Genomic DNA, 23,689 nt, shown 5'->3' on the forward strand with positions numbered 1-23,689 from the left:
GACCCCAGATGCGCCTGAACGAAGTAAGCTATTCCGACGCGCAGCCGGTTGACGGCTATGGTGAAGGGTTCTTCCGGATTGGCGGACAGGTGCATCAGGGGCCGGTGCTGACCTCGGCGGGGGGCACTGCGGCTTGGGGCGGTATGGCCGATGCGCAACCGCTGCTGGCACTGGCCGGAGAGATCGACGTGCTGTTCATCGGCACCGGGCCTGAGATCGCGCATATCCCTGCAGAGCTGCGCGAGGCGCTGGAGGAGGCCGGGCTGGGCGTTGAGATCATGAACTCGCCCGCCGCATGCCGCACCTACAATGTGCTCCTGTCCGAGGGGCGCCGGATTGCCATGGCGGCGCTGCCGGTCTGACTTCCTGATTTTCATTTGACCTGCCGCAAAGCGGGCATTTCGAAAACAGGCTTTTCATGCGCCGGAGCAATGGGATATGCGGGCTTCATGACATTAACTGTGACGGATCTGGGCGTGGCCCGCGGTGGCATCCCGGTGCTGGAGGGGCTCAGCTTTATGCTGGCGCCCGGCAAGGCGCTGATCCTGCGCGGCCCCAACGGCATCGGCAAGACCACGCTGCTGCGGACCGTTGCAGGGCTGCAGCAGCCGCTGAAGGGCCGGGTCGAGGGCGCTGAGGACCAAATCGCCTATGCTGCCCATTCCGACGGTCTGAAGCCGACGCTGACGGTCGCGGAAAACCTGACCTTTTGGGCCAGCGTGTTTGGCCGCAACGGCATTGAACAGGCGCTGGACGGCTTTGATCTGCAAACTCTGCGCGACCGTCAGGCAGGCGCCTTGTCGGCGGGGCAGAAACGCCGCCTGGGCCTCAGCCGTATGCTGGTCACGGGCCGCCCGATCTGGATCATGGATGAGCCGACAGTGAGCCTCGACAAGACCTCGGTCGCGATGTTTGCAAACGCGGTGCGGGCGCATCTGGGGCAGGGCGGCTCGGCGCTGATTGCCACCCACATCGACTTGGGGCTGGAGGCAGAGGTGCTGGACGTCGGCCCCTACAAGGCCAAGCCGCCGGAGATCGACGATTTTGACGGAGGCTTCCTGTGATTGCGCTTCTCCTGCGGGATCTGAAGCTCGCCTTCCGGGCTGGCGGCGGTTTCGGATTGGGCCTTGCATTCTTTCTGATCGTAACGGTGATGGTGCCGTTCTCCGTCGGCCCGCAGTCAGAGTTGCTGTCCCGGATCGCGCCCGGGGTTCTGTGGCTGGGGGCGCTGCTGGCCTGCCTCTTGTCGCTCGACCGGCTGCTGGCGCTGGATTGGGAAGACGGCTCGCTGGACCTGCTGGCCACCGCGCCGCTGCCGCTGGAGAGCACGGTGACCATCAAGGCGCTGGCGCATTGGATCACCACCGGGCTGCCGCTGGTGATGGCGGCGCCGGTGCTGGGGGTGCTGCTGAACCTGCCGGTGGCCGGTTTCCAGTGGCTGGTGGTCTCCCTGCTGCTGGGCACGCCTGCGCTGTCTGTCATCGGCACCTTTGGCGCCGCGCTGACCGTGGGGCTGAAACGCGGCGGCCTCTTGATGTCTTTGCTGGTAATGCCGCTCTATGTGCCGACGCTGATCTTCGGCTCCGAAGTCGCCCGCCGCGGGGCCGAGGGCATGGCGGTGCAAACGCCGCTGCTGCTGCTGGCCGGGATCTCCGCCGCCTCCATCGCCCTTCTGCCCTTTGCCAGTGCGGCCGTCCTGCGCGTCAATTTGCGCTAGGATGATTGCCGTGACCAAGAATTGAGAAATCCGGAAGCAGGACCTAAATAGCCACCATGTCGATCTGGGAATACGCCAATCCGAAAAAGTTCCTGGCCACCACCGAAAAGGTGATGCCGGTCTTGTGGGTCAGCTCAGCGGTGCTCATCACCGTGGGGCTGATCTGGGGCTTTTTCTTCACGCCTGATGACTTCCGTCAGGGCTCCACGGTCAAGATCATCTTCCTGCATGTGCCCTCAGCGCTGATGGCGATCAATGCCTGGTTCATGATGCTGGTCACCTCTCTGGTCTGGGTGATCCGCCGCCACCATGTCAGCGCGCTGGCCGCCCGGGCCGCAGCGCCTGTGGGTGTTGTGATGACCGTGATCGCGCTGGTGACCGGGGCGATCTGGGGCCAGCCGATGTGGGGCACCTGGTGGGCCTGGGACCCGCGGCTGACGTCCTTCCTGGTGCTGTTCCTGTTTTACCTCGGCTACATCGCCCTGTGGGAGGCGATCGACAACCCCGACACCGCGGCGGACCTGACCTCGATCCTGTGCCTGGTGGGGTCGGTCTTTGCGGTGCTCAGCCGCTATGCGGTGAACTTCTGGAACCAGGGGCTGCACCAGGGCGCATCGCTGTCGCTGGATGAGAAGGAAAACGTGCATGATGCGTTTTCCAGCCCGCTCTACGTCTGCATGGCAGGATTTGTTCTGCTCTTCATTGCGCTGGTGCTTTACCGCACCGGTACTGAAATCCGCGCCCGCCGTATTAAGGCGTTGATGGCGCGCGAACGGCTGGAGGCCTGATGCCCGATCTTGGAAAATACGCCGATACGGTGCTGTCGGCCTATGCGGCCTCGCTGATCCTGCTGGTGGCGCTGGTGGTGCTGACAATCTGGCGCGGCCGCAAGGTGCGCCGGGAGATGGAAACGCTGGAAACCCGGATGAAACGGAATGGCTAAGATCTCTCCCCTTATGGCGATCCCCGGTCTGGTGTTTGCAGGCTTTGTCGGCCTTGCGCTGGTGGGCATGTTCCGCGAGGACCCCAACAGCCTTCCGTCCGCTCGCGAGGGCCAGCCGGCGCCGCCAGTGGTGCTGGAGGCGTTTCCGGGCAAGGAGATGTTCAGCGACGAAACCCTGCGCGACGGCACGGTGAAACTGGTGAACTACTGGGCCAGCTGGTGCGCGCCCTGCCGGGTCGAGCATCCCAATCTTGAGGCGCTGTCCAAGGAAGGCATCCCGATATACGGCATCAACTACAAGGACCAGCTGGCCAATGCCGAAGCCTTCCTGGAGGAGCTCGGCGATCCCTACACCGCCATTGGCCGGGACGAAAAGGGCCGGATGGCTATCGACTGGGGCCTGTATGGCGTTCCGGAAACCTATGTGGTGGATGGCGACGGCAAGATCGTGCTGCGCTTTGCTGGGCCGATTACGCAGCGCGTGATCGAAAGTACCCTGCGCCCGGCCATGGAAAAGGCGGCGGGCCAGTAACCGGGCAGCCAAAGCTGGCCGGGTGCGTTACTCCGATGTGCCGAGGGTGAAGCTTCTGAAATCCGGCTCCGATGCCAGCAGCTTGTGAAGCTGTTCGAAGTCCTCCTGCTTGGAGCGCCAGATCAGGTAGTCGCTAAAGGCTTCCGCGTCTTGCCAGCGCTGGAAAATGGCGACCTCGTCCCGGTCCGGGGCGAGCAGGGTGTCGGCTTGCAGGCAACCCGGATAGTCCCGGACTTGCGCCACCATCTGTTTCACCAGAACCGCCAGCCGGGTGTATTGCCCCGGCAAAGGCTGCAGCTGAATAATTACCGCTTCGGTCAAAGAAAGCTCCGCGAGTCAAAGGGGCAACGGTCCTGTCAGCTGCCCGTAAGTGTTAGCTGGAGGCGCCGCATATCAGCCGAAAATGCTGAGATCCAGAGCCAGACCGGTCCCCAGCCAGATTCCGTGGTCACGGTGGTCTGCCAGCTCGTCGCCGGTTTCAGGATGCGCAAACACGATCAAACCCTGCCGGTTCAGGGCCAGCCAAGGCAGCAGGCCTGTGAATTGTTCCGGGGTGGCCGCCAGCTGACAGGACCACATTGGGTGCGGGCCGGCGTTTTTTTCATGCATACGGCCCATCTGGACCCCGAACTGATCTGAGGCGTACCGGCAGAGGGTCCGGGCCTGTTCAACGGTGGTTTCGTCAAAATAGACGTGGGCGTGGTAGCCGGTGATACTGCTGGTCTGTTTCATGGCCGCAAGATTGGCGCCAAGTCCCCGGCAGCGCAATCTGGCGTAAGCGAACATCAGATGTGCAGCACGGTCCATCCTGACCGGGTCAGGGGACTGAATAGGTGCGGAAGTCCTGTTCACGCCGCATCGTGGCACTGCGGGCGTCCAGGTCGCCGCGTTCGGCGCGCCAGGTCAGGTACTGCTCAAGGTGTTCATTTGATTCCCAAATGTGGAACACACAGATTTCATGGCGCTCGCGGTTGATACCGGCGTGTGCTTCAATGCACCCCGGGAAGCGCCGGGTCTCGCGTATCATTGCCAGCACCGTTGCAGCGTGGTCGTCGAATGTGTCTGCAGCCGGATAAATAACGGCAACTACGGCTTCTTTCATGCTTTTGTGTCTGGCCCTTCAATGCGATCAGGATGAGAAAAGGTTTATTTAATATTAACATTTACACGCCAACTGCCTCCGGTACAGCCGATTACGCAACGGGAGATGAAAGCTTTTCCTCGCTCGGCCGGTGCCGCGGCCAGAGTCGGCGGGTTTCCTTGCAGACGATTTCAATTTTTTGTTGAATGCCGGGGGATCAGGCTGTTGAGAATTGGAGAGTTTTGAGGCACTGCGTGCGTGTCACGCACAATTGTTGGGAAAGAGTGGAAAGTGGCTGATCTGGCGCGTTTCCTTAAGTCAGGCCTAAGCTTTGCTGCTGCCCTGGGCCTGTTTGCTGCGGCGGCACATGCGAAGACCGTGCTCACATTCTGCTATGATCACTACCCTCCCTACACCGTGGGGGACGGTGGTATTCCTGAAGGCGGTCTGAAGGTTGAGCTGCTGCAAAAGGTCATGCAGCGGATCGACGGCCTGGAGGCCGTAACCGTGTTGCTTCCGTGGCAGCGGTGCTTGGCTCACGCGAAAACGGGGGAGGCGGACGGAATCCTGCCGCTGTTCAAGTCCCCGGAACGGGAGGCATTCCTGGCCTTCACCGAGGGCACGTTCCAGCAGACCAATACCTTCTGGTACAACAGGGAGCGCTTTCCGGATGGGCTGGACTGGGGCGAAGGATACGCTGGAGTGTCCCGCTTGAGGCTTGGCATGGTGAATGGCAGCGTCATCGACCCTGAAATGGAGGCGGCGTTCAGCTCCCGCAACCGGATCATAAGAGGCAGCGACGTGACGGGGCTGATGCAAATGCTTATGTTCGACCAGTTGGACCTGATCGCAATTGACGACGCCGTGGGGCGTTATCACGTGCGCCTGAACGGCTGGCAGGACCGGATTGCCGCTGCCGGGACACCCGTTTCCAGCCGCACGTCGCACTTCGGATTGTCCCGCGCCAGCGGCGCCGGGGCCTATCTGGAAGAGTTCGACCGCGCGATCAGGGAGCTGAAGGCCGAGGGGGAGATCGGCCGGATCCTGCACAGCCGCAGCTACAGCCATTAGCCCGAACCGGCCGGGCAGCAGGCGGTGCTGCCCTTTTGCAGACTTAGGATACATCAGAAAAGGGCGCCCGGCTGGGCGCCCTTAATGGTCTGGCGGTGACCGGGCTTATTGCTTGGCCAGGTTGCGCAGCACGTAATGCAGCACGCCGCCGTGTTCGATGTATTCGATCTCCGGTGCGGTATCGATACGGCACTTCAGCGTGATGGTCTTCTCCGATCCATCGGCAAAGGTGATATCGCACGGCACTTCCTGTAGCGGCTTGATGCTGTCTAGACCGCGGATCGAGACGGTTTCCTCGCCTGTGAGACCCAGCGTCTTGCGGGTGTCGCCGCCGGTGAACTCGAACGGGATCACGCCCATGCCCACCAGGTTCGAGCGGTGAATGCGCTCGAAGTTCTCGGCGATCACTGCCTTGACACCCAAGAGCGCGGTGCCTTTGGCCGCCCAGTCGCGCGAGGAGCCGGCGCCGTACTGCTCGCCGCCGAACACCACCAGCGGGGTGCCGTTTTCCTGATGCGCCATCGAGGCCTCGTAGATTGAGGTCTGCTCGCCGTCGGGGCCTTTGGTATAGCCGCCCTCGACGCCGTCCAGCATTTCGTTCCTGATGCGGATGTTGGCGAAGGTGCCGCGCATCATGATCTCGTGGTTGCCGCGGCGCGAGCCGTAGGAGTTGAACTCACGCGGCTGAACCTGGCGCTCCAGCAAGTACTGGCCTGCGGGCGTGGTGGTGGCAAAGGAGCCCGCGGGAGAGATGTGGTCGGTGGTCACCATGTCGCCCAGGATAGCCAGAACCTTGGCGCCCTCGATATTCTCGATGGTGCCCGGCTCGGGGCCCATGTCCTGGAAGTAGGGCGGGTTCTGGATGTAGGTCGAGCTTGCGGGCCAGTCATAGGTCTCCGCGTCGGTGACCTCCACCGCCTGCCACTTCTCGTCGCCCTTGAAGACATCGGCGTATTTCGACTGGAACGCCTCGCGCGTCACGGTCTGCTCGACCAGATCGGCGATTTCCTTCTGGCTCGGCCAGAGGTCCTTGAGGAAGACGTCGTTGCCGTCCTGGTCTTGGCCCAGCGGCGCGGTGGTGATGTCGATGTTCATGTCACCGGCCAGCGCATAGGCCACCACCAGCGGCGGCGAGGCGAGGTAGTTGGCGCGCACATCAGGCGAAATGCGGCCCTCGAAGTTGCGGTTGCCGGACAGCACCGACACACCGATCAGGTCGTTGTCATTGATGCATTTGGAGATTTCCTCCGCCAGCGGACCGGAGTTGCCGATGCAGGTGGTGCAGCCGTAGCCGACTAGGTTGAAGCCGATGGCATCCAGGTGCTCCTGCAGGCCGGCGGCCTCAAGATACTCCGACACCACTTGCGAGCCCGGCGCCAGAGAAGTCTTGACCCAGGGTTTGCGGGTCAGGCCGCGCTCATGCGCCTTCTTTGCCACAAGCCCCGCACCGATCATCACATAGGGGTTCGAGGTGTTGGTGCAGGAGGTGATCGAGGCGATCACGATGGAGCCGTCGTGCAGCTGGTACTTGCCGTCGTCCGTTGTCACAAAGCCGGACTTGTGATGACCCTTGTCGCCGGGGATGTCCTGCGGTTCGGGCTGGCCGCCCTCGGCCTCCCAGCGGCCTTCGGCACGTTCACCCGCGTCCTTGGCGCTGCGCTGGCCTTCGACATAGTCGTGGAAGGTTGTCGCCGCCTTGTCGAGCGCGATGTGGTCTTGCGGCCGTTTCGGACCGGAAATCGCGGGCACGACGGTGCCCATGTCCAGATGCAGCGTGTCGGTGTAGACCGGCTTGTAGTTCTCGTCCCGCCAGAAACCGTTTTCCCTGGCATAGGCCTCGACCAGCGCGATGCGGTCTTTGTCGCGGCCGGTGTTGCGCAGGTAGCGCAGGGTTTCATCGTCGATCGGGAAAAAGCCGCAGGTGGCGCCGTATTCGGGGGCCATGTTCGCGATGGTTGCGCGGTCCGCCAGCGGCAGCCGGTCGAGGCCTTCGCCGAAGAATTCCACGAACTTGCCGACCACGCCCTTGGCACGCAGCATTTCCACCACTTTCAACACCAGGTCGGTGCCGGTGGTGCCTTCGGTCATCTCGCCGGTCAGCTCAAAGCCGACCACTTCGGGGATCAGCATGGAAATCGGCTGGCCCAGCATCGCGGCCTCCGCCTCGATGCCGCCAACGCCCCAGCCCAGCACCGCGGCGCCGTTCACCATAGTGGTGTGGCTGTCGGTGCCGACCAGAGTGTCGGGGTAGGCGACTTCCTCGCCGTTCTGGTCGGTGTCGGTCCAGACGGTCTGGGCCAGGTATTCCAGGTTCACCTGGTGGCAGATACCGGTGCCCGGCGGCACCACGCGGAAGTTGTTGAACGCCTTCTGGCCCCACTTCAGGAACTGATAGCGCTCCATGTTGCGCTCATACTCGCGGTCGACGTTCATCTGGAACGCGCGCGGGTTGCCGAATTCGTCGATCATCACCGAGTGGTCGATGACCAGATCCACCGGCACCAGCGGGTTGATCTTGGCGGCTGAGCCTTTTAGGCCGACGATGCCGTCGCGCATGGCGGCGAGGTCGACCACGGCGGGAACGCCGGTGAAATCCTGCATCAGCACGCGGGCCGGGCGGTAGGAGATCTCGCGCGGGTTCTTGCCGCCCTTGCCGGCCCATTCGCCAAAGGCCTTGATGTCATCGGTGGAGACTGAAAAGCCGCCATCCTCGAAACGCAGCATGTTTTCCAGCACGACCTTCAAGGCGGCGGGAAGCTTGGAAAAGTCGCCAAATCCTGCTTCGGTGGCAGCGGGAATGGAGTAGTAGGAAATCGTTTTGCCGTTCACGCTGAGTGTGCGGCGTGCGCTGGCATTGTCCTGTCCGACGGTGATAGGCATGTCTGGCCTCCCTCAAGAAATTGAAACTTGGGAATTCGCTGACTGTTACATGCATGAGGAATGTTTGCCATTCAATAGTTCAATCGCCGCAGTGCGTCATTTTGTATGCGATTGTACACAATTTTCGGGTGGCGCCGGTTCAGGACGCCTCAAAAATGATTGATTGGCCTAACTTGCAGCACATCTTTAGACCAGAGGGCTAAGAAACTGAGAAGGCGATTCATGAGAATTCTGGCGTCATTGATAGCGGCTTTGGTTCTGGCGCTGCCGGTTCACGGCCAAACCGCAAGGGAACCCGTGGTGGTGGAGCTGTACACGTCGCAGGGCTGTTCGTCCTGCCCGCCGGCGGATGCCCTGCTGCACGAACTGGCAGCCCGCGATGACGTTCTGCCGCTGGCGCTGCATGTGGATTATTGGGATTACATCGGCTGGAAGGACAAGTTCGCCCGGCGGGAGCATACCCGGCGGCAGAAAGGCTATGCCCGTGCTGGCGGGCGCCGGATGATTTACACGCCGCAGATGATCATCATGGGTCAGGAAGATGTGGTCGGCGCCGATGCGATGCAGGTGGAGAGCGCCATCCGGAAGCACCAGAAGCAGCCGCGGCCGGTGTCGCTGAAACTCCGGCGGGACGGCGGGCAGCTGGCGATCCGTCTGCAGCCGGGGGCGCAGATGGCGGAAGTCCGGCTGCTGGTGCAGCTGGTGCGATTTACCCCCGAGCGCACTGTCAGCATCACCCGCGGAGAGTTGGCGGGGAAGACTTTCACCTATGCCAATGTGGTGGAGGACTGGCAGGTGGCGGCAGAGTGGAACGGCGCCGAGGCGCTGGAGCTGACGGTGCCGCTGGGCGGCAGTCAGCCCGCCGCGGTGCTGGTTCAGGAAGCGCCCTTTGGCCGGATCATCGCCGCCGCACGGGCCGACTGAGCCGCTGTTCGGCAGCGGCTGCTCAGGTTTTCCAGCGGCGGTGGATCCAGAACCACTGGCCGGTGTGCTTGCGCACGATGGATTCCAGGTCAGCCGTAAGCGCCTTGGTCATCGTCAGCGGGTCCGAGGCGGGGACTTCGCCATTCATGATGATTTCGAAATCGAGGCCGTTTTCCTGGCGCACCGCATAGACCGGAATCAGTGCTGCGCCGAATTTGAGCGCGAGTTCCGCCGGAACGGTTGACGTGACAGCAGGCTTGCCGAAAAAGTCGATCGGCTCTCCGCCCTGGGCATAGAGGTCGGTGACAATGGCAGCGATGCCGCCCTTTTTCAGATGCCGCACCAGTTCGACCATGCCGCGCTTGCCCTGTTCAAACATCGGTTCACCGGTGCTCTTCATGGCTGCGACGTAATGCTCGTTGAAGTAGGGGTTCGCCATCCGCCGGTACAGCGCGCCCATCTCGTGGCCGCGGGCGATCAATGCGGCGCGGGCGGCGTCGTAATTACCAAAATGTGCGGTGGCCAGCAGCACCGGCCGCCCGGCTGCACGGGCTTTTTCCAGCGCTTCCAGTCCCGGGCCGGTGATGGGTGCCGATTTCGCCTTCTCATGGAAAGTCTCGCCATCATAAAGCTCGGCAATCATCCGCCCGGCATTATTGCTCACATCCCGGTAAAGCTGGTCAGGATCCAGGCCGGAGAGCTCAGGGCTGACCAGTTCCAGATTGTTGCGAACCCGCTTGTCAAAACCTGCCAGCCGCCCCATGGCGGTGACCAGGCGGCCCATCAGCGGCACGCGCAGCCGGTAGGGGATCAGCCCGGCGCCCAGCAGCAGCCCGCGCAGAAACAGGTTGCTGCCAAAATATTTGACATGGCTCCAGGTGGAGAGCTCGGAAGGGTCTACAGGCATGGCTTCTGGATGGCTGCGGCGCGGAGATGCGCCTGGAAGCCCGCATCATAAGCAGGCGCACCGGCGGGCACAAGCATGTCGAAGGCGGCGTCCGCCCTGTCAGTTCAGGGCGGGTGCCGCGGGCGCAGGGCGCGCCGGCTTCCGGGCGGGTGGTGTCAGTCTTCGGCGCTGTCGTCCTCGTCGTCGGTTTTCAGTTCAATTTCACCGGTCGCTACCAGGTCGCGCATGGCCGAGATGATCAAGCCAAAGGCGGCCTCGCCATCGCTCCGTTTGACTTTGCCGCGCTCCGCCACTTCTTCGCGGATGTTGTCGGCCATCCGGCTCGACATGTTCTTGAGCAGGAATTCGTTGGTGGCAACATCCTCCTCGTCCGAGGCGAAGGCCATGGCGGTGACCAGATCCGGCTGAGACAATACCCGCATCAGCTTGGGCACGTCGACGGGCTGCATCCGCTCGCCGATCAGCGCATAGGTAAAGATCGCCTTGCGCACCTTGATGGCGAATTCCTCGTCCTCTTCGTCCAGCGCGGTCAGAACCTCGTCGCGCTTGGCTGCCGCGGCTTCGGTCAGGATTCCGCCCAGCCGCTGGCCGGGGGTGTCGTCAAAGGCAAGCTCCGGCCGGGCCTCGACCTGGGCGGCCAGCGACAGGCCGATCCGGTCGACGGTTTCAGGTGTCACTTTGGCCGTCTGGCTGACCGCATAGGTGATGCGGCGGGCAATCGGGCCCGGCAGATGCACCAGCATCTGCGCGGCCTTGGCGGTGTCCAGCTTGGACAGCAGCACAGCGGCGACCTCAGTGCTTTCGGCCTCTGCCAGCGATGCCAGGTCTTCCGGCGGCAGCTGCTTCAGCCGCTGCCAAGGGTCGCCGAACTGGCGCACGCCGGCCTCCTTGCGCAGGCGGCTGTGGGTGTAGCGGCTGATCTTGCCTTCCATCGCGTTCAAGGCACCGGCCAGACCGTTGGGGAAATGCAGGCCGACATTGTCCAGCAGGTCGGCAAATTCTCCCGCCACCGCATTCAAGGTGTCGCGGTCGACAATCCGCATCCTGCCCATCTGCTGGGTCAGTTCCAGCTGCAGGTCATCCGGCAGCTCCTCCAGCGGGATTTCGGCGCCTTCGTTCAGCAGCAGCCGGACGATTATCGCGGCCTTGGCCTTGCCGCTCAGGCCGCTGCTGTTCCCCGCACCCATCGGCGCCGGGGCGGAAAACCCGCCCAGGTCGGGGCCGCCAGTTGCCATTGGAAGCGCCAGCATGTTGTCTTGAGGCATTCTCGCACCCTACCAAAGATTCTTCTCGATCATGGAAGGGCAGGATAAGCCGCAAGCCGTAAAGAAAGGCTGAAGCCTAGTAGCTGTGGGACGCTCCCGTTTCGAGCGCGCTGCGCAGCGATGCTTCGGCCCATGTGCCGTCGCCGCCCCGTGCCTTGATCTCTTTCCACTGTATCAGGGCGGCGCCGAAATTTCCCTGTTCCACAAAGCCTTGTCCCATATACGAACGGGCAAGGATATTATCCGGATCGCGTGCGAGGGCCTGATCGTAATAGGCTCGCGCCAGTTCTGAATTGCCCAGCTTGCGATGGGTGAAACCCCAGTAGGTCAGCACCACGGAATCCTGCTGATCCGCCATCGCGCTGAGCACTGCCTGAGCATCCTCCTGCCTGCCGGCATAGGCCAGCTCGCGGGCAGCGCCCAGCAGCTGCTCCTGGTTCAGTGAGGACTTCCGGGGCCGAACGCAGCGTTTCTTCTGCTCATCCCAGACCCGCTTGCCCTTGCAGGTCTTGGTGGTCTCGGTGGGTTTGGGCGGGTTCCAGTCGTTGCCGCTGGCAGCAAGGGCAGCAACCGGCAGGGTCAGGGCGGCGGCCAAGGCAAGAAATCGCATATCGGAAACTCCAGACGCAGAATGTTCTGCCCACTCTAACCCCGGAACCCCGGTCTGGATCTGTATTTTTGTTCACAAAGGCGTTTACCCGGCGGCAGAACGCGAAACGCCCCGCCAATCCGGCGGGGCGTCGTTAACACCATGCGCGGGCAGAGCTTACTCGCCGAACACGCGCTTGAAGATCGTGTCGACGTGCTTGGTGTGATAGCCCATGTCGAATTTCTCGTTGATCGCTTCTTCGCCGAGGGCGGCGACCACATCGGCATCGGCCAGCAGCAGCTCGCGGAAATCAACGCGCTCTTCCCAAACCTTCAGGGCGTTGCGCTGCACCATGGCATAGGCGTCTTCGCGGCTGACGCCAGCCTGGGTCAGAGCCAGCAGAACCCGTTGCGACATCACCAGGCCCGGGAATTTGTTCATGTTTTCCAGCATGTTTTCCGGGAACACCAGCATCTTGTCGACAACGCCGGCCAGGCGGTTGAGCGCGAAGTCCAGGGTCACAGTGGCGTCCGGGCCAATGCCGCGCTCGACGGAGGAATGCGAAATATCGCGCTCATGCCACAGCGCCACGTTCTCCATCGCCGGGATCACGGCCATGCGCACCAGGCGCGCGAGGCCGGTCAGGTTCTCGGTCAGGACCGGGTTTTTCTTGTGCGGCATCGCCGAGGAGCCCTTCTGGCCCATCGAGAAGAATTCCGCGCCTTCCAGCACCTCGGTGCGCTGCATGTGGCGGATTTCCACGGCAATGTTCTCGATCGAGGACGCGATGACGCCGAGTGTGGCAAAGAACATCGCGTGGCGGTCGCGCGGGATCACCTGGGTGGAGATCGGCTCGGGGCGCAGGCCCAGCTGCTCGCAGACGTGCTCTTCGACCGCCGGGTCGATGTTGGCGAAAGTGCCGACCGCGCCGGAGATCGCGCCGGTGGCCACTTCCCAGCGGGCCTTTTCCAGACGGTTCTTGTTGCGGTCCATTTCGGCATAGAACCGGGCAAAGGTCAGGCCCATGGTGGTCGGTTCGGCATGGATGCCGTGGGAGCGGCCCACGCGCACGGTGTTCTTGTGCTCCAGCGCGCGTTTTTTCAGGGCTGCCAGCACCTTGTCCATGCCCTCCAGAAGGATGTCGGCAGCGCGCACCAGCTGCACGTTCAGGCAGGTGTCCAGCACGTCCGAAGACGTCATGCCCTGATGCACAAACCGGGCTTCTTCCGAACCCACATGCTCAGCCAGGTGGGTCAGGAAGGCAATCACGTCATGCTTGGTCACCGCCTCGATTTCGTCGATGCGGGCGACGTCGAATTCCACATCCTTGGCCTTCCACACCGCGTCGGCGTTCTCGCGCGGGATCACGCCGAGGTTGGCCATGGCTTCGCAGGCATGCGCCTCGATCTCATACCAGATCTTGAACTTGGTCTCGGGCGACCAGATTGCGACCATCTCGGGGCGGGAATAGCGGGGGATCATGGGCGAAAGCACCTTTATGTGATTGTGCAGCAGATGCCCGGCCTCTTAGATCAGCAAATGCAAGACAGCAAGCCTGGGAGGGGAGCATGAGGCAGTTTGCCCTGATGATTTCGGTATCATGCGCGGTGTCGCCGGTTTGGGCGTCAGAGTGGCGGGTGCTGACCGGGGATGAAGTGCAAGCAGCGCTGGAAGGGCGCAGGCTGGTGTATGGCGACGGTGCCTGGCAGGAGTTCAGTGCGTCGGGCCGCACGCTTTATCATGCGGGCCACGACAGCTGGGGCTATTGGGGAGTGCGCGATGGAAAATATTGCTCCAGCTGGCCGCCGTCGGACCTTTGGGCCTGTTATACGCTGGAAAGCGACGGTCAAGCGGTACGGTTTTCCGGCGAGGGCGGGGACATCGCAACGGGGCGCTATGCTGACCCTGAGGGCTGAGCGGGCGCAAGGGCATAATCGCGTCAAGATCCAGCGGCGAGCGGCTGTCTTGAATGGCCGGGCAGACCGCGGTCAGCTTTCTCGCAAATGCGCCAGCAGCCGGGCATTGCGGCAGTAGGGCGGCGGCGCGTCCAGGTCTGTCACCTCACGTTGCAAACTGCTGCAGCCGTCCTGATTGCTGCAGGTGCTGCAGCGCAGGACTGCGCGCATGTATTTCCGGCCCTGCGCCTGCGGGTCCGCGGCAACGATGTCGCCATAGTCTATGCCCAGACGGCTGGCCATGCCCTGCACCAGGTCGCCGCTCCGGGCGAGTCTTGCAAAAAGTCCCATGTCTTTCCTCCCGTGCCCGGCCAGTGCCGGACTGGAAACAGCATGGGCGGGAATGCGCGGCGGCACGTTGATTTGGCGCAAACTTCAACGGCAGGCTGGGGCTCCCGCCTGCGCTGCGGCCTTCTGACGAAGGCCTGCCGCAGTTCGGTCCGGCGCCGCGCCTTGCGCGGCGCCGGGCCCAAGGCCGCTGGCGGTGCAGGTTTACTGCACGGCCCGGGCGCGGGAGCACCGCCGGAAATTGCCGGGTGTCAGGCTTCAGCCTGTTCCGTTGCCTCCAGCCGGGTCACAACCCTGGCGCCGCTTTCCAGGGTGCGGTGCACCGGGCATTTGTCGGCAATCTCCAGCAGCCGGCTGCGCTGTTCGTCGCTCAAGGGGCCGCATAGCCGCACCACCCGGGTGAATTGGTCGATCTTGGCTGGCCCGGAGGGCAGGGCGTCCTGGGCGTGCACTTTATCGTGGCTGACATCAACGCTGATCCCTTCCAGCGGCCAGCCCTTGCGCCGGGCGTACATCCTGAGCGTCATCGACGTGCAGGCGCCCAAGCCCGCAGCCACGAACCCGTAGGGCGACATACCGCGGTTGGTGCCGCCATAGGCCAGCGGCTCGTCAGCCAAAGCGTGGTGATAGGGGCCGGATTGCACATCCTGCAGAAACCCGTCCGGGTCCGCCTCCGTCACCCGCAGGATACCTTCCGGTGCACCGGGCGGCGGCGCGGGCGGGGTCATGCCGATATAGCGCCCGGCCCAGGCCGCGATCACTTCTGCAGCATACTCCGCGTCCGCAGGGCGCGAGATCAGGTGGTCGGCATCGTCCAGAGTAACAAAGCTTTTGGGATGCTTGGCGGCGGTGAAGATCGAACCGGCATTGTCGATGCTCACCGTCTCATCCCTCGGCGCGTGGAGAACCAGAAGCGCCGCCTTCAGTTCTGCAATCGCGGGCGCCAGCGCCTCGGCTTTGATATCCTCGACAAACTCCTTGCCGATCACAAAGGGCCGCCCGGCCAGACAGACCTCTGCGCGGCCCTTGGCCTCGATCTCCGGCAGGGCTGAATCGAAATGGTGCGAGACATGGCCAGGATCAAACGGCGCCCCCAATGTCACCACGCCTTTGGCCGAAGGGATTCCGGCACGCGCCCGCAGCACGGCGGCACCGCCCAGCGAATGACCGATCAGCAGCGAAGGCGCCATGTTGCGCGAGGCCAGATACTGCGCCGCCAGGATCAGATCTGCCACGTTGGAGGTGAAAGTGGTGTTGGCAAACTCACCTTCGGAGTGGCCGAGGCCGGTGAAGTCGAAGCGCAGCACTGCAATCCCCATCGCCGCCAGCCGCCCGGCAATCCGCCGCGCGGCGGGAATGTCCTTGGAGCAGGTGAAGCAATGGGCAAAGAGGGCGGTCGCCAGCACCGGCCCGTCGGGCAGGTCGAGACGGGCAGCAAGGGTATTTCCGGCGTGGCCGGTGAATGAAATCCGTTCCATGGGCATTGGCGTGGCCTTTATTGGGTGATCCGCATAGATTGAGCGCGCAACGTGGCCTGAACAAGGCAGCAGCCCCCAACGTCACGGGAAGGTGAAGCCAGATGAGCAGCAGTACCATAGAGGGCATCGGATGTTTCAGGCCGCAGTGCGGGCGGGACCGGCAGATGTGGCAGCGGTTGGCGGACTTCTGCGCCAGCGAACGCCAGGCCTTCGGCCGCAATCCGGAAACCGGCCACGTGACCGGATCCGCTTTTGTGCTGTCGCCAGACAGGAAGAGCGTGCTGCTGACCCATCACAAGAAGCTTAACCGCTGGCTCCAGCTAGGCGGCCATTGCGACGGCATTGCCGACGTGCCCTTTGTGGCGCTGAAGGAAGCCTATGAGGAAAGCGGTCTGTCGCGGATCAGGCTCTTGTCCAAGCAGGTGTTCGATGTCGATATCCACGGGATCCCTGCAAGTACCCGCGACTGCGCGCATGTGCATTACGATGTGCGATACCTGTTTCAGGCCGCGGCGGGGGAAATTGCCGCCAGCGATGAATCCCACGCTCTGGCCTGGGTGCCGCTCGATCAGCTGGAAGAGGTAACGGATTCGCCCGGTGTGCTGGTCCTGCGGGAGAAGCTGGCGCGGTTCCTGAGCCGCTATTGCGAAGGTGTGGCGCCTGACGGCGCCGCAGGCTGTCCCGGCCCCTCCTTGCGGGAGGGACCGGCAGTTGGGCGTTACGCTTCTCCCAGCAGTGCCTTGTCGAACGGGTAGGTGGTCAGGTTCTCATAGCCGTCCTCGGTGATCAGCACTTGGTCTTCCAGTTTGATCGAGAAGTCGCCGCCCTCGGGCGAGACCAGCGCTTCGACACAGAGCACCATGCCCGGCTCAAGCACATAGTCAAAGGCGCCCTCGACCATCTGGTCCGGATAGGCGACCAGCGGCCACTCATCGCAGAGGCCGACGCCGTGCATCATGCAGCCGTATTTCTGTTTCTGGAACTCTGCGTCCAGCGCGTGGCAGCCCTTGGAGAGCTCCTGGATGTTCACGCCCGGTTTCAGCATTTCCATGTTGTACCGGATGTGCTCCAGCCCGTGCTGCATGGCATAGATCATGTCGGGGCGCGGTTTCCGGTCGCCGATCCACCAGCTGCGGGAGATGTCGATGCAAATCCCGTAGGAGCCGACCAGATCGGTGTCGAAGCTGATCATCTCGTTGTTTTTGATGATGCGCGGCCCGCATTCCTGGAACCAGGGGTTGGTGCGCGGACCAGAGGCGAGAAGGCGGGTTTCGATCCATTCGCCGCCGCGGCGGATGTTTTCCGCGTGCAGCACCGCCCAGACGTCATCCTCGGAGATATTGCCGCCCGGGATCTGCTCACGGGCGATTGTTTCCATCGCCGCCACTGCGGTTTCGCAGGCGTGGTGGGCGCATCGCATCGCCAGAATCTCGTCCGGGCCTTTCACCGCGCGGCATTTCTCGGTCAGCTCTTCGCCGGGGAAGATCTCCAGTCCCTGTGCTTCCAGCGCCCGGAGCCCGTGCAGCATCACCTTGTCGACCGCCAGCCGCTTGTTGCTGCCGCTGTGCTCCTCCAGCAGGATGCGAACCTCGTTGGAGAACTTATCGGCGGCCACGTCGATCTTGTCGCCGCGGTCAAAATAGAACAGGTCCGCGCCCGCGCGCTGTTCCCGCACCAGCGGGTTGAATTCGCTCAAGAAAGGCGACTGCTTGTAATCCCACAGCACCATGTAGCCATCGGCGCAGATCAGCAGGGCGCGGAACGGGTTGTGGGTGTTCCACAGCTGCATGTTGGTGGAGTCGGTCGCATAGCGGATATTGAGCGGGTCGAACACCAGAAGGCCGCCATAGCCGCGGTCGTTGATGAAACGGGTCAGCCGCTCCCAGCGGAATCTGCGCATGGCCTGCAGGTCCGGCAACTGCAGCCCGGCCTCTGCCCATTCGCCGAAAGCCAGCTGGGTCGGGCCGATCTCGACACGGTCGTTGTCGTTCGGGGTGTTGTCGCCCAGCCTGTCACCGCGAGTTGGGTCGATTTTGCGGATGTCGCGGTAGTGCTCGTTCATGCGTGGCCTCCGTCGCTGCACAGTCCTGTCCAATGTGCCGCCTGCGGCCGGGGGAATCGCGGCAGAAAGCGACGGGTTTTCCGGTCGTTTCTGACCTAAGATGCAACGTTGCGGCTGATTCCCGGCGGTTGGAATGCTATCGCAGAGGGATGAAAGCGATTCTGCAGAAGACCATTCCCTACAACCCGCTTGAGGAGAAGAAACTCCCCGGTATTCAGCCGCTTGCGCCTGATGGCTGGCTGGCGGCGGATGATGCCTATGCGGGCCAGATGGCAGAGCGGGAGCGGCTGCTGTCCACCCGGCGGGACGAGGTCCTGCGGCTGGACGCCAACGCGGTGGCAGCGGCGCAAGAGCTGCTGCAGATGGCGCTGGATGCGCTGGATTCCGGGGCTGAAGATACCGCGCTGCGGCCGGATCGCGTGCGGGTCGCGGTCGACTGGGAGGATCCCTTGGGAACCCTGGGCCGGATAGCGCAGCAGGATTTCTGCATCCTGCAGAAACCGGACGGGGCGGAGGAACATGTTCTGACCGGCGCGGTTTTGTGTTTTCCGGCAAGCTGGACGCTGGCGGAGAAATTCATGCGGCCATTGACCGGCATTCATGTGCCGGTGGACAGCTATGACGCGGGTATTGCTGCGCGGGTGCAGCGGTTGTTTGACGGGGTGCAGGCGGGCCGGCCGCTGTGGCGGTTCAACGCGCTGTGGTACCGGGACCCGGCGCTATACCAGCCGCGCAGCCAGCACGCTCCGCGTGAAAAACCGGACGGCAGCAGGGCCGGGTTTCTGCGAAGCGAAAAGCAGGTGATCCTGCGGCTGCCGCAGACCCGTGCTGTGGTGTTTGCCATCCACACCCATGTGCTTGCGCGGGCGGATGTGATGCGCCAGTGGGGTCCCCGTGAAGAGAACCCTGCGGCGCGGCCTTAGGGGAACAGCGGGCGTGCGGCCTGCACCATGCCTGCGCTGTCCAGGAACAAGAACAGAGCGGCCAGCAGAAGCAGATGGCTGACAAAACGCAGCCGGCGGCGCGGCGCGATGCTGAAAGCGGCCAGAGCCGGGACCTGCAACTGGCTGCTCCATCCGCTTGGCTGCGGTCCGGCCTGCAGCGGCCTGCGGCTTCGGGCGCGTGCTCGTTCGGCTGCCGCCGAGGAACCGGGTCCTGCTGCACGGTTTACTGCATCTTGAAAGGCGCGTTCGCAGTGGGCCTCAAGCGCAAGCGCGGCTTGGTCTACCGGCGCAAAGCAAGCGCGGCCGCGGGGACGCTCCGGTCGGGGCTGCCTTGGCTGGCTGGCTTCAACAGGGGTTTCTGCCTGGCCGGATACCGCGGGCTGAGGTGCGAACACGCTCAGGAACTGGTCGCAGGTCAAAGCGACCTCAGTATCAAGCCACTCGACGGAGGTGGCTTCGACAGCGGAAAGCAGCCGCCGCAGTACCTCAGCCAGCAGCATCTCGGTGATCTCGCGGTCGCAATGCTCCGGATGAACCGGGGACAGCGACACTTCCAGCAGTGCCGAGGGCTGCAGCATGCTTCCGGTGAGACGGCTGGAGCGCCGCAGCGGAACTCGGCGCAGGCGTACAGTGACAAAGTAATGATCGCATTGCAGCCGGGCGGCATTCTCGGCGCGGGCCTCGATCGTTTCCGCGGAATGGCCAAAGTCTTCGAGCGTGTCCACCACCGCGGAAACCGCAGCGGAAAGGGTTTCTTGATCGCGGCTTTCCAGCCCAAGCCTGCCCGTAAATTGCACGTTCTTTGCCACCGTCCGGATCCTCCATTCAGGGTGCCGATAAAAGAAGAATAAAAATTGAAGGGGTTCAAAGTGGGGCAGAAGATTAGGCCGTGCGGGAAACTGTGCAAACAGAAAAAGGGCAAATGAGGCAGTTTCTAAGACTCTGAATCTAAACGGTTTAACATTGGTTTTGCGGGAAATAAGAGCTCAAATGCGGCTCAACTGTGGCATCTGCGGAACACATTGATGCCCTAGAGCTTACAATGAAGCGGGAATCGCCTGCACTGTTCCTGGCGTGATTCACAACTGCGCCTCCCGCCGTCGCCGGGGGCGGCGGCAAGTGCAGCGATAAACGATCGCAGCCGCGGTCAGCCGTCGATCTGGCGTCCCATGATCGCTAGCGATTGCTGATAAACAGTGGCGGCGTTCCATTGCTTCAGAACGGGGTAATTCGGCTCGCCCGGCTGATAGCCTTTGCCGGGCTTCCAGCCCTTCTTGCGCAAGTAATAGGCGGTGGAGGCCAGGGCATCACCCATGTTGTAGAAATCCACCCGGCCGTTGCCGTCCCAGTCCTGGCCGTATTGCAGGGCATTGCCGGGAAGAAACTGGGTGTGGCCCAGTTCGCCGTGCTTGGCACCGAGCGTGCCGGGGGTGATGGCGCCTTGATCCACCAGCTTCAGCGCCCCCAGCGCGTGCGGGCGGAAGAAATCGGAGCGGCGGCAGTCGTAGGTCAGCGTCACGATTGCTGAGACCACCTGGCTGTCGCCCATGTAATTGCCAAAGGCTGTCTCCATACCGTGGATGGCGATCAGCACCCCGGCGGGCACGCCGTACTTGCGTTCCAGTGCAGCGTAGAAGTCGGGATTGCGCGCCTTGCGCTTGCGGCCCTGCGCCACGATGGTGGCAGAGCCGCGGACCTGCATGAACTTCTCCAAAGAGTATTTGAAGCTCTTCTGGTTGCGGTCGGCGGCGATGGTGCGGCGGGCGTATTGCGCATTTGCCAGTGCTTGCAGCCCGGCTTTGCGCACCCCGGCACGTTTGGCCTCGCGGCTGAACGCCTGTTTCCAGGCATCGAACCCGGCAGAGGTATTGCCGCAGGTCGCAGCCACGGCGGGAGAAGCAAGAAAGGCGGAAATCAGGGCAGGGGCAATCAGCCGGCGCATGAATAGAACTCTCGAAATGTGACTCGTGTCCCTGCAGCCTAGCGTGACTGTGCCCCATGTCTAACGGGAAATCCTGCCATTGGTTCCCATCCGCCTATGTAAAGGCTGTCCCCGCTGCCAGTGCCAGACCGTCGGCAACCGCTGTCATGGCATTTTCCGTCTCGACACGCGCATTTGGACACAAAGACCGCATCTCAGCCTGCACCGCCGCCAGCAGCGAAGAGCCGCCGACCATGACAATCCGGTCAACTTGCGCCCCCTCGAGACCTGCCAGATCCAGGGTCTCTGCGGCACAGAGGCCGATGGATCGGGTCTGTTCCGCCAGCGTTTGGTTCATGTCCGCGGCTGGCATCGGAACCGACAATCCGCGCTGCAACAGCTTGAGGTCGATTGCTGCCGTGTTCTCAGCGCCATTGGCGCGGATCTTGCCGCGCTCCACGGCAAAAGCCAGTTCGTGCCCCAGCTCATCTTCCAGCACGGCCACCAGCCGGGCGAGCTTTTCGGGCTCAACCGCATTCGCGGCCAGGTCCTGCGCGGCGCGGCGGTTTTCGGGACTGTAAAGGAAGGGGATCAGCTGCCAGGTGGCCAGATCGTTGAACAGCCGGTTCGGCGCGGGCAGGCTGCCGCCGCCGAAGGTGTTGCGGATCTGGCTGCCGCGGCCCAAGAGCGGCATCACATGATGAGTGCTCAGCTGCCTGTCGAAATCAGTGCCGCCCAGACGAACCCCGTGGGAGGCCAGGATACGCGCCGAGCCATCCGCGTCCAGCTCGAACGCGGTAAAGTCCGACGTGCCGCCACCGATGTCGACGATCAGCCCCAGCCCCGGCGATGGGGCAGCGGCGCGCAGGGCGGCTTCGGGTTCGTACATGAACATCACGTCCTCAAAACCGGCCTCAAGATAGCAGGCGCGCAGGTCCTTTTCCGCCTGTGCATCTCGGTCTGCATCTTTGGAGTGGAACCGCACCGGCCGCCCGGACAGCGCATGGGTGAACTGCATGCGGGTGGCCGCCTCTGCGCGCCGTTTCAACTCTGCCAGGAAACGGGCGATGATCGTGGCAAAGCTGATCCGCTCGCCGCCCAGCCGCCGCTCCTCATGCAGCAGGGATGTGCCGAGAAGGCTCTTGAGCGCGCGCATGAACCGGCCTTCCTCGCCGCTGATCAGCGCCCGCGTGGCGCTGTGGCCGATCCGCATCTGCCGGGAGTCCTCTGCGAAGAACACCGCTGTGGGCAAGGTCTGTTCGCCAGGTTCCATCTCCACCAGCCAAGGGCGCCCTGCGACGGCGATGCCGGCTGCGGAGTTGGAGGTGCCGAAGTCGATACCAAGGGTGCTGGGGGTGGTCATGAGGGGGATCCTGTACGCAAACCGGAGCGGGCCCGGCTATAGCATAAGACAATCGCGATCAAGGCGAATCATCCCCTTATGCGGCCGAAAGATGCACGTGGGCGGATTGCCGCAGGAGGTGCAAGTCCTTCAAAACCCTACAGTAAAGTCTGCGTAAAAAGATCTTAATTCCTGAATGTCACCGTTTAACCGCCTGCCGCCCAGAGCAGGTTGTTTGGAGTTCGGAAGATGAGTAAAACTGATTACCAGCGCATCATCTCAAAATTTGCGCTTGATGGAGACCATCAGAAAGACCTGGCACGCGCGAGCAAAATGCTAGTGCCTTACTTCGATGTAATCCTCGACAGATTCTATGATTTTGCCCGGGCTGACAGCGAAGCCAGCAAGTTCTTTCCCGACGAGCAGATCCTTACCCATGCCAGAACCGCGCAAAAGCGGCATTGGGAACTTCTGCTGCGGGGCGACTTCCCGGAGGAGTATTTTGCTTCGGCCGAACGCGTCGGCAGTGTTCATTTTAAGATCCAGCTTCCCTTCGAGCTGTACCTGTCTGCCTATTCACGGGCAACATCGCATATCCAGCAGGTTCTCGGCGAAAAGTTCGGCGCCGTGGTAACCCCCGGTGGGCGGCGCAAGCTGTTTGCGATGCTGGGGGCTCTGAACCGCGTTTTTGCGCTGGATACCTATTTCGTCATCGACGCCTATTTTGCGGCGCAGCGCGCCGAACAGGACACAGCCTTTGACTATATCACCGCCGGGATCGAGCGGATGGAGGCCCGTGACCTGTCCCAGAAGATCCCAGCGCCCGGCGAGAGCGATTATCCCCAGCGTTATGATCAGGTGCGGGTGACCTTCAACCGGCTGATGGGAAGCCTGGCAGGCGTTATTGGCAGCATCCAGGACTCGGCCACGGGTCTGAACAGCACAGCCGGCGAAATTTCCGACGCTGCGCAGGAATTGTCCCAGCGGACCGAAACCCAGGCCGCAACGCTCGAGCAGACAGCGGCGGCCGTTGAGGAGATAACCGCCAGCATGCGGACGTCGGCCGACGCGACCCAGGAAACCAGCAGCGTGGCCGCCACCGCGCAAGCCTGCGCAGAAGACGGCTTTTCCGTGGTGACCGATGCGGTGAAGAAGATGAAGGAAATCGCCGACTCCTCTGAAAGAATTTCACAGATCATCGGTGTGATTGACGACATTTCCTTCCAGACCAACCTGCTGGCGCTGAACGCTGGGGTCGAGGCCGCCCGTGCGGGCGAAGCGGGGCGCGGCTTTGCGGTTGTCGCTTCTGAGGTGCGCGGGCTTGCGCAGCGCGCCGCTGTATCGGCCAAGGAGATCAAGGAACTGATCAACATCAGCTCAGGCCACGTGGACGAGGGCGTTTCGCTTGTGGACCGGGCAGGAGAGGTGCTGAACCGGATTGTGACTGACGTAAAGAAAGTGTCGGAATTGTCGGCGTCGGTCTCGGCCTCGGCGGGCGAGCAGACCACCGGACTGACTGAGATCAACACAGGGGTTTCGCATCTGGACGGGGTCACCCAGCAGAACGCGGCCATGGTTGAGCAGACGACGGCCGCCACGGTGACAATGCGCCAGGATGCGCAGTCGCTGGCTGACCTGGTAAAATCCTTCGATGTCGGGCAAACAGCCGGCCCGATTGCCGCCGGAGACGAGGATGCTAGCGTCAGCCTGCGTCTGGCCGGCTGACGCGGTGATCCGCCGTATCCCAGCGGCACAGACAGAAAAAGGCGCCCCTTGGGGCGCCTCTTCCT

General features: G+C 62.9%; 26 protein-coding genes. 12 read left to right on the top strand and 14 right to left on the bottom strand.

Annotated features, from left to right (window positions below):
* Positions 1-8: 8 nt before the first annotated feature.
* From AC5STI_RS03290 to AC5STI_RS03315, 6 genes are all read left to right on the top strand, one after another.
* On the top strand, positions 9-362 hold the full coding sequence (locus tag AC5STI_RS03290) for an Mth938-like domain-containing protein (protein WP_495445564.1): 354 nt from the start codon (positions 9-11) through the stop codon (positions 360-362).
* 87 nt (positions 363-449) lie between these two features.
* Entirely contained in the window at positions 450-1,064 is a 615-nt protein-coding gene (gene ccmA / locus AC5STI_RS03295; protein WP_495445565.1) for a heme ABC exporter ATP-binding protein CcmA, read from the top strand.
* On the top strand, positions 1,061-1,717 hold the full coding sequence (ccmB, locus tag AC5STI_RS03300; protein WP_435659656.1) for a heme exporter protein CcmB: 657 nt from the start codon (positions 1,061-1,063) through the stop codon (positions 1,715-1,717). Before ccmA ends, ccmB begins: the two co-directional genes overlap by 4 nt.
* 56 nt (positions 1,718-1,773) lie before the next feature.
* Positions 1,774-2,505 (top strand): heme ABC transporter permease, encoded by a 732-nt coding sequence (locus AC5STI_RS03305; protein WP_490397593.1) that lies wholly within the window; start codon positions 1,774-1,776, stop codon positions 2,503-2,505.
* Positions 2,505-2,660 (top strand): heme exporter protein CcmD, encoded by a 156-nt coding sequence (gene ccmD, locus AC5STI_RS03310; protein WP_490397592.1) that lies wholly within the window; start codon positions 2,505-2,507, stop codon positions 2,658-2,660. Before AC5STI_RS03305 ends, ccmD begins: the two co-directional genes overlap by 1 nt.
* Entirely contained in the window at positions 2,653-3,192 is a 540-nt protein-coding gene (locus AC5STI_RS03315; protein ID WP_475051652.1) for a DsbE family thiol:disulfide interchange protein, read from the top strand. Before ccmD ends, AC5STI_RS03315 begins: the two co-directional genes overlap by 8 nt.
* Before the next feature lie 27 nt (positions 3,193-3,219).
* On the opposite strand, the gene AC5STI_RS03320 is transcribed toward AC5STI_RS03315, so the two are convergent.
* From AC5STI_RS03320 to AC5STI_RS03330, 3 genes are all read right to left on the bottom strand, one after another.
* Entirely contained in the window at positions 3,220-3,513 is a 294-nt protein-coding gene (locus AC5STI_RS03320; protein ID WP_495445566.1) for a putative quinol monooxygenase, read from the bottom strand.
* 72 nt (positions 3,514-3,585) lie between these two features.
* The gene (locus AC5STI_RS03325; RefSeq protein WP_495445567.1) at positions 3,586-3,924 is read right to left on the bottom strand and encodes a DOPA 4,5-dioxygenase family protein; all 339 of its coding nucleotides are present in this window, start codon (positions 3,922-3,924) and stop codon (positions 3,586-3,588) included.
* 85 nt (positions 3,925-4,009) lie between these two features.
* Positions 4,010-4,294 (bottom strand): antibiotic biosynthesis monooxygenase, encoded by a 285-nt coding sequence (locus AC5STI_RS03330; protein WP_490397588.1) that lies wholly within the window; start codon positions 4,292-4,294, stop codon positions 4,010-4,012.
* 270 nt (positions 4,295-4,564) lie between these two features.
* Between AC5STI_RS03330 and AC5STI_RS03335 the strand changes: the two genes are divergently transcribed.
* Positions 4,565-5,344 (top strand): substrate-binding periplasmic protein, encoded by a 780-nt coding sequence (locus tag AC5STI_RS03335; RefSeq protein WP_495445568.1) that lies wholly within the window; start codon positions 4,565-4,567, stop codon positions 5,342-5,344.
* 105 nt (positions 5,345-5,449) lie between these two features.
* Here AC5STI_RS03335 and acnA read toward each other — a convergent pair whose 3' ends face one another.
* The gene (acnA, locus tag AC5STI_RS03340) at positions 5,450-8,224 is read right to left on the bottom strand and encodes an aconitate hydratase AcnA (RefSeq protein WP_495445569.1); all 2,775 of its coding nucleotides are present in this window, start codon (positions 8,222-8,224) and stop codon (positions 5,450-5,452) included.
* Between the two features lie 222 nt (positions 8,225-8,446).
* Here acnA and AC5STI_RS03345 point away from each other — a divergent pair, with 222 nt between their 5' ends.
* On the top strand, positions 8,447-9,148 hold the full coding sequence (locus AC5STI_RS03345; RefSeq protein WP_495445570.1) for a DUF1223 domain-containing protein: 702 nt from the start codon (positions 8,447-8,449) through the stop codon (positions 9,146-9,148).
* Positions 9,149-9,170: 22 nt separating this feature from the next.
* Here AC5STI_RS03345 and AC5STI_RS03350 read toward each other — a convergent pair whose 3' ends face one another.
* From AC5STI_RS03350 to purB, 4 genes are all read right to left on the bottom strand, one after another.
* Positions 9,171-10,055: a lysophospholipid acyltransferase family protein gene (locus AC5STI_RS03350; RefSeq protein WP_490397584.1), complete on the bottom strand. Its 885-nt coding sequence runs from the start codon at positions 10,053-10,055 to the stop codon at positions 9,171-9,173.
* Between the two features lie 155 nt (positions 10,056-10,210).
* On the bottom strand, positions 10,211-11,320 hold the full coding sequence (locus AC5STI_RS03355; protein ID WP_495445571.1) for a flagellar motor switch protein FliG: 1,110 nt from the start codon (positions 11,318-11,320) through the stop codon (positions 10,211-10,213).
* 76 nt (positions 11,321-11,396) lie between these two features.
* Entirely contained in the window at positions 11,397-11,930 is a 534-nt protein-coding gene (locus tag AC5STI_RS03360; RefSeq protein ID WP_495445572.1) for a tetratricopeptide repeat protein, read from the bottom strand.
* A gap of 156 nt (positions 11,931-12,086) precedes the next feature.
* On the bottom strand, positions 12,087-13,391 hold the full coding sequence (purB, locus tag AC5STI_RS03365) for an adenylosuccinate lyase (RefSeq protein WP_475051670.1): 1,305 nt from the start codon (positions 13,389-13,391) through the stop codon (positions 12,087-12,089).
* 86 nt (positions 13,392-13,477) lie between these two features.
* On the opposite strand from purB, the gene AC5STI_RS03370 reads away from it, so the two are divergent.
* Positions 13,478-13,825, top strand: coding sequence for a hypothetical protein (locus AC5STI_RS03370; RefSeq protein WP_495445573.1), 348 nt, complete (start codon positions 13,478-13,480; stop codon positions 13,823-13,825).
* Positions 13,826-13,897: 72 nt separating this feature from the next.
* Here AC5STI_RS03370 and AC5STI_RS03375 read toward each other — a convergent pair whose 3' ends face one another.
* Together AC5STI_RS03375 and AC5STI_RS03380 are read right to left on the bottom strand one after the other, a co-directional pair.
* The gene (locus AC5STI_RS03375; RefSeq protein WP_475051672.1) at positions 13,898-14,155 is read right to left on the bottom strand and encodes a DUF6455 family protein; all 258 of its coding nucleotides are present in this window, start codon (positions 14,153-14,155) and stop codon (positions 13,898-13,900) included.
* 248 nt (positions 14,156-14,403) lie between these two features.
* A complete protein-coding gene (locus AC5STI_RS03380) occupies positions 14,404-15,636 on the bottom strand; it encodes a bifunctional alpha/beta hydrolase/OsmC family protein (RefSeq protein ID WP_495445574.1) in 1,233 nt (410 codons plus the stop codon).
* 158 nt (positions 15,637-15,794) lie between these two features.
* Between AC5STI_RS03380 and AC5STI_RS03385 the strand changes: the two genes are divergently transcribed.
* A complete protein-coding gene (locus tag AC5STI_RS03385; RefSeq protein ID WP_495445575.1) occupies positions 15,795-16,385 on the top strand; it encodes an NUDIX hydrolase in 591 nt (196 codons plus the stop codon).
* Here AC5STI_RS03385 and dddP read toward each other — a convergent pair.
* Complete coding sequence (gene dddP / locus AC5STI_RS03390; protein ID WP_495445576.1) at positions 16,349-17,692, bottom strand: dimethylsulfonioproprionate lyase DddP; 1,344 nt, start codon at positions 17,690-17,692, stop codon at positions 16,349-16,351. The two genes, AC5STI_RS03385 and dddP, sit on opposite strands and share 37 nt — an antisense overlap.
* A gap of 149 nt (positions 17,693-17,841) precedes the next feature.
* Here dddP and AC5STI_RS03395 point away from each other — a divergent pair, with 149 nt between their 5' ends.
* Positions 17,842-18,615, top strand: a complete 774-nt coding sequence (locus AC5STI_RS03395; protein ID WP_495445577.1) for a heme-dependent oxidative N-demethylase family protein — start codon at positions 17,842-17,844, stop codon at positions 18,613-18,615.
* Here AC5STI_RS03395 and AC5STI_RS03400 read toward each other — a convergent pair.
* The 3 genes from AC5STI_RS03400 to AC5STI_RS03410 all read right to left on the bottom strand — a co-directional run bounded on the left by AC5STI_RS03400 (position 18,612) and on the right by AC5STI_RS03410 (position 21,920).
* Positions 18,612-19,445 carry a hypothetical protein gene (locus AC5STI_RS03400; protein WP_495445578.1) on the bottom strand — a complete coding sequence of 278 codons (834 nt, stop codon included), beginning with the start codon at positions 19,443-19,445 and terminating at the stop codon, positions 18,612-18,614. The two genes, AC5STI_RS03395 and AC5STI_RS03400, sit on opposite strands and share 4 nt — an antisense overlap.
* A gap of 338 nt (positions 19,446-19,783) precedes the next feature.
* On the bottom strand, positions 19,784-20,578 hold the full coding sequence (locus tag AC5STI_RS03405) for a lytic murein transglycosylase (RefSeq protein WP_475051680.1): 795 nt from the start codon (positions 20,576-20,578) through the stop codon (positions 19,784-19,786).
* Positions 20,579-20,672: 94 nt separating this feature from the next.
* Positions 20,673-21,920 carry an Hsp70 family protein gene (locus AC5STI_RS03410; RefSeq protein WP_495445579.1) on the bottom strand — a complete coding sequence of 416 codons (1,248 nt, stop codon included), beginning with the start codon at positions 21,918-21,920 and terminating at the stop codon, positions 20,673-20,675.
* A 228-nt stretch (positions 21,921-22,148) separates the two neighbouring features.
* Here AC5STI_RS03410 and AC5STI_RS03415 point away from each other — a divergent pair, with 228 nt between their 5' ends.
* The gene (locus tag AC5STI_RS03415) at positions 22,149-23,624 is read left to right on the top strand and encodes a methyl-accepting chemotaxis protein (RefSeq protein ID WP_495445580.1); all 1,476 of its coding nucleotides are present in this window, start codon (positions 22,149-22,151) and stop codon (positions 23,622-23,624) included.
* Positions 23,625-23,689 lie beyond the last annotated feature (65 nt).

This window comes from Leisingera sp. CC-HEC096, assembly GCF_059429235.1.

Bases quoted from the DNA above. Each gene is read 5' to 3' on its own strand.
- AC5STI_RS03290 (WP_495445564.1), top strand. From the start codon at position 9: ATGCGCCTGAACGAAGTAAGCTATTCCGACGCGCAGCCGGTTGACGGC.
- ccmA (WP_495445565.1), top strand. From the start codon at position 450: ATGACATTAACTGTGACGGATCTGGGCGTGGCCCGCGGTGGCATCCCG.
- AC5STI_RS03305 (WP_490397593.1), top strand. From the start codon at position 1,774: ATGTCGATCTGGGAATACGCCAATCCGAAAAAGTTCCTGGCCACCACC.
- ccmD (WP_490397592.1), top strand. From the start codon at position 2,505: ATGCCCGATCTTGGAAAATACGCCGATACGGTGCTGTCGGCCTATGCG.
- AC5STI_RS03315 (WP_475051652.1), top strand. From the start codon at position 2,653: ATGGCTAAGATCTCTCCCCTTATGGCGATCCCCGGTCTGGTGTTTGCA.
- AC5STI_RS03325 (WP_495445567.1), bottom strand. From the start codon at position 3,924: ATGAAACAGACCAGCAGTATCACCGGCTACCACGCCCACGTCTATTTT.
- AC5STI_RS03330 (WP_490397588.1), bottom strand. From the start codon at position 4,294: ATGAAAGAAGCCGTAGTTGCCGTTATTTATCCGGCTGCAGACACATTC.
- acnA (WP_495445569.1), bottom strand. From the start codon at position 8,224: ATGCCTATCACCGTCGGACAGGACAATGCCAGCGCACGCCGCACACTC.
- AC5STI_RS03345 (WP_495445570.1), top strand. From the start codon at position 8,447: ATGAGAATTCTGGCGTCATTGATAGCGGCTTTGGTTCTGGCGCTGCCG.
- AC5STI_RS03350 (WP_490397584.1), bottom strand. From the start codon at position 10,055: ATGCCTGTAGACCCTTCCGAGCTCTCCACCTGGAGCCATGTCAAATAT.
- AC5STI_RS03355 (WP_495445571.1), bottom strand. From the start codon at position 11,320: ATGCCTCAAGACAACATGCTGGCGCTTCCAATGGCAACTGGCGGCCCC.
- AC5STI_RS03360 (WP_495445572.1), bottom strand. From the start codon at position 11,930: ATGCGATTTCTTGCCTTGGCCGCCGCCCTGACCCTGCCGGTTGCTGCC.
- purB (WP_475051670.1), bottom strand. From the start codon at position 13,391: ATGATCCCCCGCTATTCCCGCCCCGAGATGGTCGCAATCTGGTCGCCC.
- AC5STI_RS03370 (WP_495445573.1), top strand. From the start codon at position 13,478: ATGAGGCAGTTTGCCCTGATGATTTCGGTATCATGCGCGGTGTCGCCG.
- AC5STI_RS03375 (WP_475051672.1), bottom strand. From the start codon at position 14,155: ATGGGACTTTTTGCAAGACTCGCCCGGAGCGGCGACCTGGTGCAGGGC.
- AC5STI_RS03380 (WP_495445574.1), bottom strand. From the start codon at position 15,636: ATGCCCATGGAACGGATTTCATTCACCGGCCACGCCGGAAATACCCTT.
- AC5STI_RS03385 (WP_495445575.1), top strand. From the start codon at position 15,795: ATGTGGCAGCGGTTGGCGGACTTCTGCGCCAGCGAACGCCAGGCCTTC.
- dddP (WP_495445576.1), bottom strand. From the start codon at position 17,692: ATGAACGAGCACTACCGCGACATCCGCAAAATCGACCCAACTCGCGGT.
- AC5STI_RS03395 (WP_495445577.1), top strand. From the start codon at position 17,842: ATGAAAGCGATTCTGCAGAAGACCATTCCCTACAACCCGCTTGAGGAG.
- AC5STI_RS03405 (WP_475051680.1), bottom strand. From the start codon at position 20,578: ATGCGCCGGCTGATTGCCCCTGCCCTGATTTCCGCCTTTCTTGCTTCT.
- AC5STI_RS03410 (WP_495445579.1), bottom strand. From the start codon at position 21,920: ATGACCACCCCCAGCACCCTTGGTATCGACTTCGGCACCTCCAACTCC.
- AC5STI_RS03415 (WP_495445580.1), top strand. From the start codon at position 22,149: ATGAGTAAAACTGATTACCAGCGCATCATCTCAAAATTTGCGCTTGAT.